The organism is Corynebacterium uberis (assembly GCF_020616335.1).
Taxonomy (GTDB): domain Bacteria; phylum Actinomycetota; class Actinomycetes; order Mycobacteriales; family Mycobacteriaceae; genus Corynebacterium; species Corynebacterium uberis.
In genome coordinates this window covers 2121938-2140536 of the sequence record NZ_CP085051.1, presented here as the reverse complement: position 1 = coordinate 2140536, position 18599 = coordinate 2121938, and the positions used below count along the sequence as shown (strand labels likewise).

General features: G+C 64.7%; 15 protein-coding genes and 1 tRNA gene. 8 read left to right on the top strand and 8 right to left on the bottom strand.

The window, feature by feature from the left end:
• Positions 1-8: 8 nt before the first annotated feature.
• From LH390_RS09770 to thrE, 4 genes are all read right to left on the bottom strand, one after another.
• Positions 9-449 (bottom strand): META domain-containing protein, encoded by a 441-nt coding sequence (locus LH390_RS09770; RefSeq protein WP_227281508.1) that lies wholly within the window; start codon positions 447-449, stop codon positions 9-11.
• Positions 437-1951, bottom strand: coding sequence for an alpha,alpha-trehalose-phosphate synthase (UDP-forming) (locus LH390_RS09765; RefSeq protein WP_227281509.1), 1515 nt, complete (start codon positions 1949-1951; stop codon positions 437-439). The genes LH390_RS09770 and LH390_RS09765 overlap by 13 nt, the downstream gene beginning before the upstream one ends.
• A 52-nt stretch (positions 1952-2003) precedes the next feature.
• On the bottom strand, positions 2004-2381 hold the full coding sequence (locus tag LH390_RS09760; RefSeq protein WP_227281510.1) for a hypothetical protein: 378 nt from the start codon (positions 2379-2381) through the stop codon (positions 2004-2006).
• A 66-nt stretch (positions 2382-2447) separates the two neighbouring features.
• On the bottom strand, positions 2448-3923 hold the full coding sequence (gene thrE / locus LH390_RS09755; RefSeq protein ID WP_227281511.1) for a threonine/serine exporter ThrE: 1476 nt from the start codon (positions 3921-3923) through the stop codon (positions 2448-2450).
• A 156-nt stretch (positions 3924-4079) separates the two neighbouring features.
• Here thrE and LH390_RS09750 point away from each other — a divergent pair.
• Both LH390_RS09750 and LH390_RS09745 read left to right on the top strand, forming a co-directional pair.
• Positions 4080-4152: transfer RNA gene (locus LH390_RS09750), tRNA-Thr, on the top strand.
• A gap of 27 nt (positions 4153-4179) precedes the next feature.
• Positions 4180-4974 carry a hypothetical protein gene (locus LH390_RS09745; protein WP_227281512.1) on the top strand — a complete coding sequence of 265 codons (795 nt, stop codon included), beginning with the start codon at positions 4180-4182 and terminating at the stop codon, positions 4972-4974.
• Between the two features lie 670 nt (positions 4975-5644).
• Here LH390_RS09745 and LH390_RS09740 read toward each other — a convergent pair.
• Genes LH390_RS09740 through LH390_RS09730 form a run of 3 tightly spaced genes read right to left on the bottom strand, consistent with a single transcriptional unit; the run spans position 5645 to position 9037 of the window.
• Positions 5645-6430, bottom strand: coding sequence for an excalibur calcium-binding domain-containing protein (locus tag LH390_RS09740; RefSeq protein WP_227281513.1), 786 nt, complete (start codon positions 6428-6430; stop codon positions 5645-5647).
• 35 nt (positions 6431-6465) lie between these two features.
• The gene (locus tag LH390_RS09735; RefSeq protein WP_227281514.1) at positions 6466-7752 is read right to left on the bottom strand and encodes a glycosyltransferase 87 family protein; all 1287 of its coding nucleotides are present in this window, start codon (positions 7750-7752) and stop codon (positions 6466-6468) included.
• Positions 7745-9037, bottom strand: a complete 1293-nt coding sequence (locus LH390_RS09730) for a glycosyltransferase family 87 protein (protein ID WP_227281515.1) — start codon at positions 9035-9037, stop codon at positions 7745-7747. Before LH390_RS09730 ends, LH390_RS09735 begins: the two co-directional genes overlap by 8 nt.
• 281 nt (positions 9038-9318) lie before the next feature.
• Here LH390_RS09730 and LH390_RS09725 point away from each other — a divergent pair, with 281 nt between their 5' ends.
• From LH390_RS09725 to LH390_RS09710, 4 genes are read left to right on the top strand one after another with little or no spacing between them, the layout of a single operon-like run.
• Positions 9319-11727: an HtaA domain-containing protein gene (locus tag LH390_RS09725; protein WP_227281516.1), complete on the top strand. Its 2409-nt coding sequence runs from the start codon at positions 9319-9321 to the stop codon at positions 11725-11727.
• A complete protein-coding gene (locus tag LH390_RS09720; RefSeq protein ID WP_399524853.1) occupies positions 11727-12818 on the top strand; it encodes a heme/hemin ABC transporter substrate-binding protein in 1092 nt (363 codons plus the stop codon). Before LH390_RS09725 ends, LH390_RS09720 begins: the two co-directional genes overlap by 1 nt.
• Entirely contained in the window at positions 12818-13804 is a 987-nt protein-coding gene (locus tag LH390_RS09715) for a FecCD family ABC transporter permease (RefSeq protein WP_227281518.1), read from the top strand. The genes LH390_RS09720 and LH390_RS09715 overlap by 1 nt, the downstream gene beginning before the upstream one ends.
• Entirely contained in the window at positions 13801-14580 is a 780-nt protein-coding gene (locus tag LH390_RS09710) for a heme ABC transporter ATP-binding protein (RefSeq protein WP_227281519.1), read from the top strand. Before LH390_RS09715 ends, LH390_RS09710 begins: the two co-directional genes overlap by 4 nt.
• On the opposite strand, the gene LH390_RS09705 is transcribed toward LH390_RS09710, so the two are convergent.
• A complete protein-coding gene (locus tag LH390_RS09705; protein ID WP_227288214.1) occupies positions 14543-15868 on the bottom strand; it encodes an MFS transporter in 1326 nt (441 codons plus the stop codon). The genes LH390_RS09710 and LH390_RS09705 overlap by 38 nt on opposite strands.
• A 168-nt stretch (positions 15869-16036) precedes the next feature.
• Here LH390_RS09705 and LH390_RS09700 point away from each other — a divergent pair, with 168 nt between their 5' ends.
• Positions 16037-17785: a pyruvate dehydrogenase gene (locus LH390_RS09700; protein ID WP_227281521.1), complete on the top strand. Its 1749-nt coding sequence runs from the start codon at positions 16037-16039 to the stop codon at positions 17783-17785.
• Positions 17786-17830: 45 nt separating this feature from the next.
• Positions 17831-18577, top strand: a complete 747-nt coding sequence (locus tag LH390_RS09695) for a MerR family transcriptional regulator (protein ID WP_428845002.1) — start codon at positions 17831-17833, stop codon at positions 18575-18577.
• Positions 18578-18599: the final 22 nt, after the last annotated feature.

Sequence of the window (18599 nt, the reverse complement as noted above, 5' to 3'; positions counted from 1 at the left end):
TAACACTACTAGGTGCTCACCGCGTGAATCGCCGGCCTGTCCGGGCCGTCCCCAGCCTTGGTGAGCACCACTTCCGTGTCGCTAGGGTGGCTCACATCGAAGGTGCCCTCCAGGATCCCGGCCAGCTGGTCGTGGACGTGGCGGGCAACCCCGGCGCATTGCGGGTCCGGCTCATCCATGGTCAGCCGGGTGACCTCGATGGTGTCAGCATCCGTGTCGTAATGGGCCCGAGCATTGAAGCGGGCGCACCCCGTGGTGCCGGTGAGCGTCGCGCGGCCGAAGATGAGCTCGGCGTCGCTAGTCACCCCGCCGGGGGTGGCGGGATCAGTAAACACCCCGGTGACCTGCCAAGTTGGCCCGATCAGCGGCTCGGCATCGGGGGCGGGTGCGGGCGTGCAGGCGGTGGCCAGCGCCAGGGGCAGGGCCAGCAGGGGGATTACTCGCCGCACCGCTGTTCCTTGGCCTTGGCCAGGCAGTCCAGGAAGGACTGCGCCCACAGGTCCACATCATGCTCGATGACCTGCTTGTGCATGGCGATCATGCGCTCCTTGGCATCCTGCGGATCATACGTGGGTGCCAGCACGGCCTCCACGATGCGCCGCTTGACGGACTCCATGTCAAAGGGATTACAGATGAACGCCTCGGGCAGCTCCTCGGCCGCGCCGGCGAACTCGCTCAACACCAGCGCGCCGGAGCCATCCGCGTGGGCGGCCACATACTCCTTGGCCACCAGGTTCATTCCATCCTTGAAGGGCGTGACCAGCATGACGTCCGCGGCGGCGTAGTACACCGCCAGGCGGGACTTGGGCACGGAGCGGTGAATGTACTCCACCACGGGCCGGCCCGGCTGGCCGAAGCGCCCGTTGATCCTGCCCACCGCCTCTTCCACCTGGGAGCGGGCCACCCGGTAGTGCTCGATGCGCTCCCGCGACGGGGTGGCCACCTGGAGCAGCACCACCTTCTTGGGCAGCGCCCCGGAAGCCAGCAGCTCCTCGTAGGCGCGCAGGCGTTGCAGGATGCCCTTGGTGTAGTCCAGGCGATCCACGCCGAGGATGAGCGAGTCTGGGTTGCCCAGCTCCGCGCGCAGCGTGGCCACCTCATCCGGATCCGGGGTGGTCACGGAGTCGACGTCGATAGAAATGGGGAACGCGCCCACGCCCACCTTGCGGCCGCCGGGGACGACCACGGCGGCGGTGATATCGCGGGTAGACACCGACCCTTCAATATCGAGGGTGTCAGGCTGGCCGATGTGCGAGCCGGCCACGCCGGAGACCTCGCAGGCAAGGTCGAGGAAGTTCTGCGCATTGCCCTCCAGGTGGAAGCCAATAACGTCCGCCCCCAGCAGCCCGCGCACCAACTCTTCGCGCCAGGGCAGCTGCCGGAAAAGATCCGGGTTGGGGAAGGGGATGTGCAGGAAGAACCCGATGGTCAGGTCGGGGCGTAGCTGGCGCAGGATCCCCGGGACGAGCTGGAGCTGGTAGTCCTGGATCCACACGGTGGCGTTCTTAGCGGCCACGTGCGAGGTCGCCTCGGCGAACTTGAGGTTGACCTCCCGGTAGGCGGCCCACCATTCGCGGTGGTATTCCGGCGTGACAATCAGGTCGTGGTAGAGCGGCCACAGGGTGGCGTTGGAAAAGCCCTCGTAGAAGTACTCAAAGTCCTGGGCGGTCAGTTGGACGGGGTAGAGCAGGACCCCGCCGTCGGTGCGGAAGGGCTCCGGGGACTCGTCAGAAACCCCCGGCCAGCCGATCCAGCAGCCCTCGTGCTCCTCCAGCACGGGCGACAGGGCGGAGACCAACCCGCCGGGGCTGGGGGTCCACTCCACCGAGCCGTCCTCGCAGCGCTGCATGTCTACCGGTAGCCGGTTGGCTACCACCACAAAGCTGTTGTCGCCGAATTCCTCGGCGTTGTCTACTACCTGATCGTTTACCTGATCGCTGCGTGAGGCCATGTCTTCCAGGTTAGTCAATGCCGTGACCAGGCGCAGGAAGTACTAGGCGGCACTAAGACTTCTTGGCCGCCGTCTTCTTTGCGGTGGTCTTCTTAGTGGTGGTCTTTTTAGCCGCGGCCTTCTTTGTGGTCTTCTTTGTTGTTTTCTTGGCCGTGGTCTTTTTAGTTGTCTTTTTAGCCGCAGTTTTCTTGGTAGTTTTGCGGGTGCGCTTGGCGGGCGCCTTCTTCGGCGCGGCGGCGGCCTGCTCCTCGGCGACGAGTTTGTGCACCAGCCCCTCGGGCTCAACGCCGAGCATGCTCATGAGGGTGACGCCATCGAGGAGATCCTCGGCATAGCTGGCCACGATGCGCCGCGCGGATGCGGCGGTGGCCTCCTCCACCCGGTGTAAGGTCTCAGCACTGGGGCGAGTGTCGGTTACCTTAGGCGGCACGGATCCTCCTGATCTTGGAAACTACAGATAGGCCCACAATTCTACGCCACGCTTGTCGACGCCGCCTCACCGGCGCCGCACCGCCCGCGCCGCCACCTTGGGCACCTTGTGGATCGCCTCCTGGAAGGAATGGCGCCGGGCCACCCGAAACGCCCGATACGGATTAAAACGCTGCGGCCGGCGAATCCGCCGCGCAATCCATTCGCCCAACACCACGCCGGCAGCCAAGCCACAGGCCGTAGCCAGCGCCATAGCGATATTGGTAAAACCAACCACCATCTGATCATTAAGCGCGGAGTACATTCCGCGATAGACCGACAGACCGGGAAGCAGCGGGGTGATGCCCGCGATCGCGATAATCAGCGGCGGCACCTGGAAACGCCGCGCCAACAGGCCACCGGCCAGGCCGATGATCACCGACGCCATCGAACCCGCCATCACCGGACCCAGCCCCAGGGGCACAAACAAGTAGTAGTAGAACGCGCCACCGGCCCCAGCAGCCACGGCCGACAGCGTCACCGCCGACCACTCCGCATAGCAGGCAATGGCAAAACCCCCAGAGGCGATGCCGCCGCACGCCACGCGCATCCACCCCGAATTGAAATTGGGCGGCGCGATGGACTCCATCGGTGGAAGGTGAACCCCCAACATCGACGAGGCCTCAATGCCCATGCCCACACCTGCCACGATCGCGCCGGTGAACAGCAGCGTTTCAAAAAAGCGCGCGCTAGCCGTCACAGGAGCACCCGTAATTCCGTCCTGGAGGGACTGCACCAACGTCAACCCCGCCAACATCACCACAATCCCGGAGGCAATAATCTGGCTCGGGCGCAGCTGGACCCCATAATGCGAGGCGATGCCGTATGCCACGGACGCAGGCACCGTGGCAATAATTCCTGCGAACACATTCTGGAAAAACAGCGGCAGGCTATGGCGATCCAAATACATATTCACGCCCATAATCAGAATGGACGTAAAAAAGGCGATCACACCCACCAGGGCCGTGCCACCAAGCATGAGCGCCACGGCGCCACCCATAATTCCCCAGCCCAGCAGCGCAGTCGGCGCACCGTAGGCGGTGGGGCGCACCTCAATCTCATCGAGAATGCGCTCAGCAACATCCGGCGGGGTAGCCCCAGCCTGGATGGAGCGGATGAGCCGATCGACGTCGGAAAGCTTGGAAAAGTCCGTACTCACATGGCGCACCACGCGAAAAACCGAAACCGGGGAACGGCGCTGCGTACCCATATGCGTAAAGATGGTGATGGTGTTCAACGTGATATCCACGTGGCACCAAATCAGACCATAAGCCGAGGTCACCGCATGGATCTGTGCTTTAGTATCACTGTTTGCGGTACCGGAGGACAACAAAATATCCCCAATGCGGGCCGCCAGGTCCATCACGCCGGCGACCTGATTGGGGTCCGAAAGGTCTACGGGTGCCAGGGGTGAGGGCGGCGGTGCCGCACTGGCAGTATCAATGGTCGCGGTGTGCGGTGAGCGTTGCCGCCAGCCGCGCAGCCGTTCTCGCAGGGTGCCCACGCAGACAGCCCCTCCCTCAATGCAGGTAACTCGGGTAGTATCCCGGTACTTTAATGCCCCCCGCCAGGCCATGCATCCATGGTGGTCATGGGCGTGGCAGCGCCTGGTGGACGCCGCCGCACCGCATCGGGTAGTGTGTCCCACGTCTTCGGACATGCTGGAGTGGCGCAATCGGTAGCGCAACGGTCTTGTAAACCGTAGGTTGCGAGTTCAAGTCTCGTCTCCAGCTCTGTGGGGGGCTACTCGAAGGAGTGTAATGCCGAAAAAAAACCCGTGGGCAAACCTCGTACTTCCTGCGCATATAGGCAGTGAAAAGATCGTTGCTGATTGTGACCCTTCGGACCCGAATTTCAGGGAGCTAGCGCACCGCCTGAGATCACCTGAAAAAGCCCTGCGTCTCGATCTGCCGCCGGAACCGTTTATCGGAAATATCAACACCGCAAGAGTGCTCATCCTGACGACGAACCCGGGGTTCTCGGAGGCTGATTACCAAACCTGGGAGCACCAGGAGCTGCGGGATGCGTACGAGGAAAACATCCACTCAGGTGCCGAGGCAGGCGGGTTCTACTTCTACGCTTCGCCGAAGCTCCTCGGTACGTCTTCGGCGAGGTGGCACGCGCAGGCGCACAACCATATTCTCCAGGAGATCGCGAAGAAGCTGAATCTTAAGGCGGCGTCGGTTTCCGCTCTTGATTCTGCGTCCCAACAGCGGGTGTTAAAGGTTGCGTACGAGCGGATCATGCATGTCGATTTCTTTCCATATCACTCAAAGAAATCGTGCAGCTTGATAGAGCGGCGCGTACTGAAGAGCCAGGAGTATCAATTTCACCTAGTGGAATGCGCCAAGGCGCGAGGAATTCCGATTATCGTCGTTCGCCCCTACAAGGCGTGGTACGAAGCGGTCGAGAGCATCAAGAACGTCGTCGATCAGCCGCAAAATTCATTTGTATTTGGGGGCGGAAAGGTGTTGCTTACCCCACAAGCGATAGACCGGGTCAATGGTGACGGAGCCTTTGGCAAGATTGCCGAAGCAGTATGCGAGGGCCTTTAGCCCTTGAGCGAATCGATCGCCCGCGTTGTCGTCACCAGGTCAGCCTCGGTGTGCAGGCGCTCGATTTCGGCGACCTGAGCAAACCACGTTCCCTTTGGTTCTTAACACCTCCGGTGTCGGCCCGGTACCCACTGTGAGGGGATTCGCGCAGGTCCCTTATGGTCACACGACTCGCGCCTGCTGTGTACAGCACTTCTGCCAGTTTGCTGGCGAGGTTGATCTTTTGACTCAGTAGTTTGTCGCAGGCTGTATCAACGGTCTTGACCCGAGAATTGGGCTCCATGTTCGAGTCTTCCTCGGGGCTGTAAAGGCATTGTGGGTTCCCGGAGAATTTTTCGAGGAATGCATTTAGCTCAGGTCGCAGGATGGATTCGACAAACGCAAGTAGTTCACTGTGTCAGAGGGGCCAGTCATCCCACAGTTCTTTGTCGAAAGGCTTACCATCCCGGATGGCGTTGCCTATCCGGTTGATGCTCCCCTTGGATCACGGGTACTCCTGCGACTAAGACGTGATCATGACAGCTAAGGTACCGTCAAGTATGGCTCCGTGGCTTTCGGGGAGCATCGGGGCCGTTCCAGAATCGCTGGACGCGCTCCTCATCTCAGTTCAGGGAGTGTGGATGCTGCTCTACTTCGTAAAGGACAGCCCATCGAACTATGGACAGCTGTTCTACTCGCAGGCCACCCCGTCCTTATCCCTGTCCAAGCCAGCCCGGTACCCGGGTTCGCCCGCATACATCGGTGCGGCCCCGGCTGCGCGTGCCTCCGCGCAGTTGCTGTAATACACCTTCGCGGGAGCGGGAGCAGGTGCAGGTGCGGGGGCAGGCGCGATGAAGTTATTCACGCCCGCGGGCTGAACTTCTCCGAGGGTCGGGTTGGCTTCGGGTTCTTGGGCGGGTGGTTCTGCGGGCTGGTCTTCGGGTTCGTTTTCCTCGGCGATGGGGTTGGGTTCTGGGGTTGCCTCGGTTGTCTCTTCGGGAGTCGTTTCGGTGGCTTCTTCGGTGGTGGATTCGGTTGTGGCTTCCGTCGTGGCCTCGGTGGTAACGGCGGTGGTGCTCGGCGCGGGGTCTTCAGTTTCGCTGGTTGTTGAGCCCTGGGACGGCTGCGCGATGAGGCCGGCGATGAGGAAGGCGATGGCGGCGACGCGGATGCGGTTCCAGCGCCGGTCGATGTGCTCGGCGGGGGCGGGCTCGCCGAGGAGGGAGCGATCGGCGTCGGTAAGCAAACTGTAGGTTTGCTCCCGGTCGGCGGCCTCGGCGCGGAATTTCGCGTCGCGGCGTTCGCAGTAGAGCCACCAGGCGCCAGGTAGCCCGATGGCGAGTCCCACGAGCACCATGGCAAAGGCTTCGCGGACACCTGAGCTGAGGCTGCTCAGTGCGGCGAGTATGATGAGCGCGCCGAATCCGGCGCTGATCCAGGCAAAGATCTTCTTGAGCTGGGATTTCCGGGTAGACACGATCAAAGATCATATCTGTGAGGCGCATGTAAAAGCTAGCGGCTGACTCGGTGTTTACCCCCGCTGACCTTGGGCGGACCTGCCAATCCGCCGCAGATGAGCAAAACCGTGATCACTAGCAGTCCGACCATGCTGGACCAAATGACCGTAAAACCATTGCCAGTAAAGCCCACCGAGGGGGCCAACGGCGGGTAGAACGCCACCACGCACAGCGCGGAAAGTACCGCGATGACCCGATAAATCGGTTGGGTCCACGGGCGCGTCAATGCCACCAGACCAGCGATGATGGGAACAGCGATGAGCATGTAGTGCGTCCACAAGATGTTGGAGGCCAGCGTGGCTACGGCCAGCCCGCCGATGCTCAAAATCTCAAACCCATAGCGCGGCCGCAGCCACGCCGCCCAGCACAGACCAATTCCCAGCAGTACCGCGATGAGCTTGGGCGTCCACTCCACCCACAGCGGAATGTCGCGCAGGATCGGGGCGAACACCCCCTGGGGAAGCTCGCGCGTATGCAGCAGCACCACCGCGGAAAACGCCTGGTTCACCGAGTCCACGACCGCCGATGAGCCGATCCATCGCACCGTGCGCGCCCACTCAGCAATCACGCCGAGCCCGCCCGCCAGGGAGCCCACAAACATGGCGCTTGCCGACGCCCCCATCCACGCCGCCGCGCGCCTCGTACTGGGATACAGCACCAACGGCAGCAACAGTGCCAGGGGGGTCAGCTTGATCGCCCCAACGATCCCCAGGATGATGCCGGCCAGGCCCGGGCGAATGCGCGCGGCGGCAAGGCCATACGTGATGCCGGCAAAAATCAGCGGGCTTGTCTGCCCGATGTGGGAGGACATCTGGGCCGCCGGGCTGAGCCACACCGCCAGGCTCAACGGCACCACCAGCGAGGGCGCTGCGGTGCGCCGCCACCACAGGAAATACGCGGAGGCAACCAGAACCACCAGGCAAAAGCCCTGAAGGAAGGTCAGCACCGTCACGGATACTGGGTAGGTCATCACCGTAGACAGCGCACCCAGCGCGTAGGCCACGATGGGCAGGTGGATAAACGGGTGCGGGGTCGCGCCGTCAACCATGGCGGTATAGCGCTCCCACACGGGCCCGGACCAGCGGGCGAAGTCAACCAGATCAATCTCGTAGAGCGAGGCGCTATCGCCGCCGTGGGCGATCAGCCCGGCGATCCACAGGGAGGACCAATCGTCGGTTTGTTGGTGGCCGTGCCACACCACGGCGTTGAGTACCCCGGCGAGTACCGCCCACACGAGGATGGCGGGGGAGAGGATCCGGCGCGCAGATCTTTGCTTAGACACGGGCCCTCCTGCGCGGTTCCGGGCCAATGAATGCCACAACAACAAACAGCACGCAGATGGCGCTCAATGACGCCAGCCCGCCCCAGACAACAAAAAAGTCCCCGGGGGCAACGCCCGTATACTGCGCCATCGGCGGGTAGAGGGCCACCCACGCGGCGGCCAGTACAGACCACACCACCGTGCGGTGGCGGCGCCAGCACAAGGCGAGGATTCCCACGGTGGGCAACACGGCGACGATGAGGTAGTGCGTCCATAGAATGTCCGCGGTCAGGGTGGCCACGCAGAATAATCCCACGCCTAAAATTTCCGGGGCGCGCAGCGGGTTGCGCCACGCTGCGGCAACCACGCCGAGGCCCAACACCACGGCTACGAGTTGCGGAACAAGAGACATCCACGGGTCCATATCAGTGACTATCGGAACCAGCTGGTCCTTGTTACGCACGATTCCCGGCTCCAAAAAAACAGAGGTAAAAGCCTGATTAACCGGCTCGACGATACCCGCCCCAGAAAGCCAGCGCAGCGTATCAATCCAGGTGCGCATCACCGCGCTGCCGGCCAGCAGCCAGGACACCCCGGCCATCGCCACCGCCGTGAGGGCAGTCACCAGCGCGGTCAGGCGCGTGCGTGCAGAGATGGCCAGCACCACCACCAGAACCAACGGAGTCAGCTTGATGGCTCCCACGATGCCCAGGATGACTCCGGCGACGAGGGGGCGTCGATAAGCAGCCGCCATGCCGTAGGCCACGCCCGCCAGGATCAGTGGCGTGGTTTGGCCGATGTGGGAAGAAAACTGGAAAGCCGCAGTCAGCCACACCGCCACCGTCGCGCCCGCGAGCTGCGGCAGGGGCGCCACCCGCCGGAACCACAGCCGCCACGCCGACGCGACCAGCACCACCAGGCAAAAGCCCTGGGCAAAGGTCAGCGCCAGGACGGAAAACTGGTAGCTCATGAAGGACTGCAGGCCGGCCACCGCCCACGCCACCACGGGGATGTGCAAGTAGGGGTGCGGGAAAGTGAAATCCGGGTTGCCCACCACGTAGGCATCCCACACGCGCTCCGTCCAGCGGGCGAAGTCCCCCTCCCACACGTCGTAGAGCCAGTCCGTGCGGCCGTCGCGCACCAGCATTCCGCCGATCCACAGTGACGCCCAATCGTCCGGATACTGGTGGCCGTGCCACAGCAACGCGTTGAGGGCCCCCACGAGGGTGGCAAAGGCCACGGCGGGGCCACTCATCACGCGGGCGCTGGCGTGGCGGTGAGTAAAAGAGGCGGAGCGTAGGGTCACGGTTGGGACCTCATCAGGAAACTTTCAGGGGCATAATGAAAGGGAATTACGGTATTTGGTCTGGTTGAAGCCAATAGCACCAAATTACGCGGCGACGTGTGCCGGCCCGGGCACAAACACGCCCCATGAACCACCTCTTCCGGGGGGAACCTTTGGACGCAGGCGTGGCTTTGTTGTCATCGAAGGCGTAGCATGACCTAAGAATTGGGCGGGATTTGTGTTCAGGTTCCGTTACGTTATCAATCAGTCATCACCATCGCGCAGAGGATCCCTTAAAGGACATGACTCACCTGACTACCGCTCGCCGCTTCGCGGCGGCACTTGTTATCGCAGGCTTGCCGCTTGTTGTTGCTCCCGTGCTGAGCCCGGCGACCGCGGCACCCATCGCGGAGGCCGCGCCCCAGCAGTGCAGGCAGCTGACCTCTGGAAGCGTTGATTGGGGCCTGAAGCAATCCTTCCGCCACTACCTCACCGGCCCCATCGCGCGCGGCGGGTGGGACCTGAACGGCGTGGACTACAACGGTGACCCGGGCGGCCAAGGCGCTTTCCACTTCACCGCTGACCCCGCGGGTGCCACCATTGACGGTGAGAATGCTGATATTCCGCTTAACGGGTCTGTTCACTTCACTGGGCACTTTGGTCTACTTGACGTGACCATGCGGGACCTGGTCCTGCAGATTCGGGGCGATAAGGGCCAGCTCGTCGGCAGCTTCGGGCGCGGCGGCGCTGTCGCGGAACTGTCCAGCATCTTTAAGGGCGGCGACGGGGACGGCCAGGTGCCCATCGCCACCTTCACCCTGGACAACACCCTGCCCGCAGCCACCGACGCGTCCGGCAACGCCACCCTCACCGGCACCGCCGTGCTCACCGAGGACGCCAACCAGGCCATGGGCGGCAACTACGGGGAGGGCAACAATGACGCTGACCCGGTGACCATCAACCTGGCCACCACCCCCGCGTCCTCGTGCGGGACTATCGACGCCGCCCCCATCGCCACGCCCGCCGCCCCCGCCGCCACCGAGACTCCTGCCGCCACGCCCACTCCGGCACCCGCACCAGCCGCTGCTACCCCGCAGCCGCAGGAATGCGCCGAGGCCAACTCCGTCACCGCGGGCTGGGGCATCAAGCAGTCCTTCCGCCGCTACCTCACCGGGCCCATCGCCAACGGCAAGTGGGAGCTGTCCGGCGTGGGCTTCAGCGGCGAGCCCGGCGGCCCGGACTCCACGTTTGACTTCACCGCCCCGCAGGGGGCGACTCCTACCGGCGACGGCGCCACCATCCCGCTGCGCGGGGAGATCACCTTCACCGGCCACCTCGGCCTGCTGAAGATCCACCTGAGCAACATGAGCATCCAGGTTCACGGCAACCAGGCGTCCTTCGTGGCGGACTTCGAGTCCAACACGGTGAGCAGCTTTAACAAGGGCGCCACCGTCACCGGGCAGGAGACCGGCACGCAGGCGGCCATCGCCACCTTCACCCTGGACGCCCCGTACACCTCCGGTCCTGCCACCCTGAGCGGACCGGGCGTGATCACCGCGGAGGGCAACCGGGCCTTTGGTGGCAACTACGGGGAGGGCAACAACCAGGCGGATCCGCTGCACCTGGTCATCGGAGGCAACTGCGCGTCCCAGCAGAACACGCCGCAGCACAACAAGCCCCAGCAGACGTCGCCGCAGCAAACCCAGCCGCAGACCCAGCCTGAGCAGGATTTGACCAAGCCGCCGCTGGGGATGGTCAACCTCAACCAGCCGCGCCAGCCGCAGCAGGGCGCTCAGCCCGGGGCGCAACAGCCGGCCGCCACCACAGCCACCACCGGGACGTGTGATGCCTCGACGACCAAGTCGGTCAGCGATGCCCGCATGGGCTGGGGCGTGAAGGATTCCTTCCGCACCTACATCCGCGGGCCCATCGCCAAGGGCGGCTGGAAGCTGGACAATGTGACGGAAGCCGGCGGGGCGTTCATCTTCTCCGGTAACCAGGGCGCGGTGGATACTGCCGCGAACCGTGGTTCGGTGAAGTACTCGGGTGCCGTGACGTTCTACGGCCACGATGGGGTGCTCAACACCACCATCGCTAACCCGGAGATCACCTTCAACGGTGCCGCGGGTGTCCTCACCGCGGACGTGCAGTCCAATGACACCAACGGCAACCCGGCCAGCTACGGCCGCATCCCGCTGGCGGACCTGTCGCTGCGCGCCAGCCTGGACGGCAGCGTGCTGGACGGCTCCGCCTCGGCGTCGCTGACCCAGCAGGGTGCCGCCGCGTTGGGCAACTTCTACGAGCCGGGTACCGCCTTGTCGCCGGTGAGCTTCAAGGCTGCGCTGTCTGGCTCCGGCGACTGCGCGGCCATCATGGGATCCAACACCAACACCGCGCGCATCTCCGCGCCCTCCGGCCCGAAGGCCATCAAGGGCAAGGATGGGGACAAGGACAAGCTCTCCCCGGAGGATCTTGCCTCCTTTGGCAAGGACGGCGAAGAGACCCAGGCGCCGGGCGAGGACGGCAGCCGCACCGGCTCCCGGACCAGCCTGCTTGATGAGCCCGCTGTGGAAAACACCTCCGTGGCCATGGCCTTCGCACAGAACCCGGCCACCCCGGTGGCCCTGGCGCTGCTGATCATCGCCGCCGGCGGTCTGATTACGTGGCTGGCCACCGGCCGGCGTCGCCAGCAGGGGGCGCAGCCCGAATGATGCGTCGCAGCCTTCTCCGCGCCAGCGCGGCCGCCGTTGCCATAACCCTGGGCCTAGGCCTGGCCGGTTGCGGGGTGGGCACCTCGTCCCACCCCTCCGAGCAGGACACCACCCAGGTAGAGGCGCTGCCGGCCCGGGCGGACGCCCCGGACCCGGCGACGTTGACGGGCCTGAGCACCGCCGCTCCGGTGGGCGATATTGAGCCGGTGGCGGACAATCCCACGCCCCAGTTGCCCTCCCGCTTCACGGATGCCTCTGGCCGTGAGGTTGAGGTCACGGATGTCTCCCGCATCCTCGCGCTGGATCTGTATGGAACCCTGTCGCGCACGGTAGAAGGCTTGGGGCTGGCGTCGAATATTGTGGGCCGGTCCATCTCCTCGGAGGAGCCGGTTATCGCAGATCGCCCCGTGGTGACGGAGGGCGGCCACAACATCAACGCGGAGGCGGTGCTTGCGCTGCGCCCGACGGTGGTGTTGGTCGATGACTCGGTGGGGCCGCCGGAGGCGATCTCCCAGATCCGCGACGCCGGCGTTGCGGTTGCGGTGCTCGATCCGCACCGCAACCAGGACTCGATAGAAGATGACGTCACGCTCGTCGCCGCGGCGCTGGGTCTGCGCGAGGAAGGCAAGACCCTAGGTAAGCGCTCCCGCGAGCAGATGCAGCAGGCCGCCGAGCAGGTGACCAACCTGGCGCCGACCGGCGATAAGCGGCTGCGCATGGCGTTTTTGTACGTGCGCGGCAACGGCGGCGTGTTCTTCATCTTGGGTCGCGGTTCGGGCGCAGATGACACGATTGCGGCCCTCGGCGGCGTGGATGCCGCAGCGGAGGCGGGCATCAATGACGTCAAGCCGGCGAACGCGGAGGCGTTGGCCCAGCTCAACCCGGACGTGATCCTGGTGATGACCAAGGGCTTGGAGTCCACGGGTGGCATTGAGGGCCTGCTGGCCCGCCCCGGTGTGGCCCAGACGACCGCGGGGAAGAATCGCCGCGTGGTGGCGTTGCCGGACTCGGAGGCCATCTCCATGGGCCCGCAGTCCGGATTGTCCCTGGTCCGGGCGGCGCGCGCCGTGTATGTGGGTGACGCGAGTTAATGGCGCGACGGGTCACGCTGATTGTCCTGCTGGTCGCGCTGGTGGTGTCCCTGCTGGCGAACCTCGCGTTGGGCCAGTTTGTCATCCCGTTGGGCCAGCTTATCGACGCCCTCGTCGCCGGCCCCTCCACGGATCTCAACGGTAGTGTGCTGTGGCAGATCCGCCTGCCGCGCATCGTGCTCGGCATCATTGTGGGTGCGGCGCTAGCCGTCGCCGGCACCTTGTTGCAGGGCCTTTTTGGTAACCCGCTGGCGGAGCCGTCCGTGATCGGCGTGACCTCCGGCGCGGGCGTCGGCGCGGCCGTGGGGATCGTCTTCGGCCTGCATTTCTTGGGCCTGGCCACCATCCCGATCCTGGCCTTTGTGGCGGGTATTGGCACCTCGGTTGCGGTGTATCGGTTGGCGTCCATCGGGGGGAAGGTGCGGGTCATTTCGCTGATCTTGACGGGCATTGCCGTCAACGCGGTGGCCGGTGCGATGATCTCCATTCTCATTTTCCTGGCGCCCACGACCGCGCGGGATCAGATCATCTTTTGGCAGATGGGCTCCCTCAACGGTGCGCTGTGGCCGCAGGTGCTCACGGCGGCGGTGCCGGTGGTGGTGTGCCTCATTGCGGCGTGTGTGATCTCCCGGCAGTTGGATGTGCTGGCGCTGGGAGAGCGCGCCGCCGAGCACGCGGGGGTTAACGTGGCGTTCTTGCGCGTGGCCATCATCGGGTTGTCTACGGCATTGGCTGCGGCGGCGGTGTCTTTTGCCGGGATCATCGGGTTTGTGGGCCTGATTGTGCCGCACATTTTGCGCCAGGCGATGGGCCCGTCGAATACGTGGCTGGTGCCCATGTCTGCGTTGGGTGGGGCGGTCCTGGTGACGGCCTCGGACCTGGCGGCGCGGGTGGCTATCCCGTATGCGGATCTGCCCATCGGCGTGTTTACGGCGTTGGTTGGCGGCCCCACGTTCTTTATTCTGCTGCGAAGGAGCATGCGATGAACCCGGTCCTGCAGGCCAGCGACGTCCATGTGACCATCGCGGGCAATCACATTCTGCGGGGTGTGTCTGTGGATGTGTCCCCGGGCGAGGTGGTGGGGCTCATCGGCCCGAATGGCGCGGGCAAGTCGACGCTTCTGGCCGCGCTGGCCGGTGACGTGGATCCGGATTCGGGCACGGTGGTGTTGCAGGGTAAGCCGTATGCGCAGTGGTCGTCGCGGGAGGCGGCCCGGCAGCGGGCGGTGATGCTCCAGGATTCGTCGGTGGCGTATGCCTATCACGTGCGTGACGTGGTGGCTATGGGGCGGCATGCGTGGGCGCGGGATGAGGCGAGTGACGCGGCGGTGGATGCGGCGTTGGAGGCTGCGCACGTGGCGCATATGGCGGATCGTCAGGTGACCACGTTGTCTGGCGGGGAGCGGGCGCGGGTGGCGTTGGCGCGTGTGGTGGCGCAGCATGCCCGGTGTGTGCTGTTGGATGAGCCGACGGCGGCGATGGATATCCGGTACCAGGAGTTGACGTTGCATCTGGCGCGTCGGCTGGCCCAGGAGGGTGCGGGCGTGGTGGTGGTGCTCCATGATCTTGGGGCGGCGGCGCGTTTTTGTGACCGCTTGGTGCTGCTGCATCATGGGGCGGTGGTGGCGCAGGGCAGCCCGGAGCAGGTGTGCACGGAGGAGATTTTGAGCGAGGTCTATGACTGGCCGCTGGCGGTCAGTGGCGATGGTTCGGGTGCGCTGTGGATCAGGCCCGCAGGCACCGCGCCGTCACGGCTGCGCTAGCCACCGCCACGGCGGTGAGGATGCCGATCGCGGCGAGGTAGGCGGCGTCGTAAGGCGATATTTGTGCCCAGGTGGTGCCCAGGATGGCCACGGCGAGGAGGTGCCCGAACTCGTAGGAGACTTCCTCCACGCCGGAGGCCATGCCCGCGCGGTTGAGGGGGGCGGACCCGACGATGGCGGTCGAGGAGACGCTCATGACCGCCCCGCACCCGGCGCCGATGAACGCCAGGCCGATGAGCAGCACCCCGTGCCCGCCGCCGAGGACGGCCAGGACCGTGACCGCGCAGCCGACGGCGCACAGGAGGAATCCGCCGCTGATCAGTGGCACAAAGCCGGTGCGGTGCAGGATCGCCCCGCCGAGGACGGACATGGGCATGGCGGCCGCGGCGGCGACGGTGACGGTCAGTCCTGCTTCCAGGGGGGTCATGCCCAGTGCAAGCTGGAGGCGTTGGGTGGTCATGAATTCCATGCCCGCGGAGATGAAGCAGGCGGCGGCGGCCGCAAGCACCCCGCCGCTGAACACGGGGTTTTTAAAGATCGCGAGTTCGAGCAGCGGTTCGGCAAGCCGGTGTTGGCGCCGCCCGAAGGCCCAGCCGGTCACGACGGCGAGCACCAGGAGTGGCAGCAGCACGCGGGGCTGGTGAATCTTGATGGCCAGCACCATGGCCACCAAGAAGACCAGGGCGAGCGCGGAGCTATGGATGTCCCAGCGCCGGGTGGGGTCGGCGACGTTGGGTGGCGCGACCAGGGGGGTAAGCGCCAAGGCGAGAATGCCCACGGGCACGTTGATCAGGAACACTGAGCCCCACCAGAAGTGCTCCAGTAGCGCCCCGCCGATGACGGGCCCCATCGCGGAGCCGACCATGGCCACAGCGCCCCACAGCCCGATGGCGATGTTGAGCTCGCGGGGCCGGGAGAAGGTGTGCCGGATCAGCGCCAGGGTGGCGGGCATCATGGTGGCCGCCCCGAAGCCCAGCAGTGCCCGGGCGGCGACGAGCCACCAGGGTCCGGGGGCGAGCCCGGAGCACAGTGAGCCGCTGGTAAACAGCGCCAGGCCGATGAGGAACATGCGGCGGTGCCCAATGCGATCGCCCAGCGTGCCGGTGCCGAGCAGCAGTCCGGACATGACCAGCGGGTAGGCGTTGATGATCCACAGCGCTTGCAGGTCGGTGGCCCCGAGGAGTTCTTGGAGTTGGGGCAGCGCGGTAAAGAGGATGGAGTTGTCCACCCCGAGGAGGAAGAGTCCCGTGGAGATGACTGCGAGGAAGATCCACCGGCGGTGAGGCATGGTGTCGACGGTACTCATTGGCTCGGGCGAGGGAAAAAACTGCCTCCTGGGTCACATGTGCGTGCGGGGGGAAGCGAAACTCATAGGCTGGGACCTGGAATTCCGTGCCGCAGCGGTCCATACTTGAAGCAGAAACAAAATGTTGGAAGCCGACCCATAGGAGGGACATTGGCACACACCTACGCCCAGATGCTCGTGGAGAGTCTGGAGAAACTGGGAGTGAAACGGATCTACGGCGTCGTGGGAGACTCGCTCAACCCCATCGTCGACGCCGTGCGTTCCTCCTCCCTGGAATGGATCCACGTCCGCAACGAGGAAGCCGCCGCCTTCGCCGCCGGCGCAGAATCCTTGGTTACCGGGGAGCTGGCGGTGTGCGCGGCGTCCTGCGGCCCGGGCAACACCCACCTGATCCAGGGCCTGTATGACGCGCACCGCAACGGCGCGAAGGTCCTGGCGCTGGCCAGCCACATCCCCTCCCGCCAGATTGGCTCCCAGTACTTCCAGGAGACGCACCCGGAGATGATCTTCCAGGAGTGCTCCGGCTACTGCGAGATGGTTAACTCCGGCGAGCAGGGTGCGGTGATTACCCACCACGCGATCCAGTCCACGCTCTCGGGCCACGGTGTGTCCGTCCTGGTCATCCCGGGCGATATTGCCACCCAGGAGGTGGAGGATGACACCTTCATCGAGTCGACGTTTACCACCGGGCGCCCGCTGCTCTACCCGGATGCCGGTGAGGCGGCGCGCCTGACGGAGGCGATCAATAAGGCGAAGTCGGTGACGCTCTTTGTGGGCGCGGGTGTCAAGGATGCGCGCGAGCAGGTTCTTGCCCTGGCGGAGAAGATCAAATCTCCCATCGGCCACGCCTTCGGCGGCAAGCACTACATCCAGTATGACAACCCCTTCGACGTGGGCATGTCCGGCCTGCTGGGCTACGGCGCGTGCCGGGATGCCTCCCATGAGGCAGACCTGCTCATCCTCATCGGCACGGACTTCCCGTACAACGATTTCCTGCCCTCCGGCAACGTGGCGCAGATCGACGTGGACGGCACCAAGATTGGCCACCGCACCAAGGTGAAGTACCCGGTGATCGGCGATGCGGCCGCGGTGATCGATACGATCCTGCCGCACGTCGAGGAAAAGAAGGATCGCTCCTTCCTGGACCGCCAGCTGCGCAAGCACGCCAAGCTCCTCGAGGGCGTGGTGGAGGCCTACGCCAAGAACGTGGAAAAGCATCTGCCCATCCACCCGGAGTACGCCGCGGACCTCATCGACGAGCTGGCTGCTGAGGACGCCATCTTCACCGTGGATACCGGCATGTGCAACGTGTGGGCGGCGCGCTACCTCACCCCCAACGGCAAGCGCCAAGACATCGGCTCCTACCGCCACGGCACCATGGCCAACGCCCTGCCGCAGGCCATCGGCGCGCAGTGCGTGGACAAGAACCGACAGGTGATCACGTTCTCCGGCGACGGCGGCCTGGGCATGCTCATGGGCGAGCTGCTGACCATGAAGCTGCATGACCTGCCCATCAAGTGCTTTGTGTTCAATAACTCCTCGCTGGGCATGGTCAAGCTGGAGATGCTCGTCCAGGGCATGCCGGAGTATGAGACGGATCATGAGCACGTGAACTTTGCCAAGATCGCAGAGGCCGCGGGCATTAAGTCGATTCGCATCGAGGATCCCAAGCAGCTGCGCGCCGGGATCAAGGAGGCGCTGGCCTACCAGGGGCCGATCGTCGTGGACATTGTCACTGACCCCAACGCGCTGTCCATCCCGCCGAACATCACGTGGGATATGCTCATGGGCTTTTCCAAGGCGGCCACCCGCACGGTCTTCGGTGGCGGCGTGGGCTCCATGATCAACCTGGCGCGCTCGAACCTGCGCAACATTCCTACCAGCCCGAGCCAGTTCTAGGGCGGGCTTGACCTTGACGCCGCGGCAACCCGCAGGATGGTCATTGTGACCGATTACACCGTGGGACAGGCCGCGCAGGCGTTGGGCATTACACCGCGCACGCTGCGCCATTGGGACCAGATTGGATTGCTGGTCCCGCAGTGGCGCACGATGGGCGACTACCGCTTGTATACGGATGCGGACATGGATCGCGCGTTGCGCATCCTCGCGTATCGCGCCGCCGGGGTGCCGTTGGCAACCATCGCCGAGTTGCTTGCCGACGCCTCCCCTTCCGCGCGCCGCGCGCAGCTGCTGCATCAGCGCGACGTCTTGCAACAGCAGGTCGGTCACCTGTCTCGAATGATCGAGGCAGTGGACACCCTATTGCAGGAGGAAGACATGTCTACAGCAGACAAATGTGAGCTGTTCGGTTCGACGTGGCCGGACTTTGAAGAAGAGGCCCACGACCGCTGGGGCGATACCCCGGAGTGGGAGCAATCCCAGCAGCGTACGGCGGGCATGAAAACGGACGATTGGCAGGCCGTCAAGGCCCAGTGGGATCAGCTCAAGGCGGACATCGCCGAGCTGGCTGAGCAGTCGAGCGCCCTGGTGGATCGCCACCGCGGCCTCATCGAGCAGTTCTACGAGGCGAGCCCTTCAAAGCAGGTGTGCCTGGCCCGGATGTACTGCGGGGATGATGAGCGGTGGGCTGACTCCCTGGGTACGGCATCGCAGCGCGCGTTCCTGCGCGCCGTGGTGGAGTGGCGTGCCGCGCAGGAGGGGGTAGACCTCGACGACGTTTCCTGGGAATAAATTGTGAGCCCACTTAAAAAAT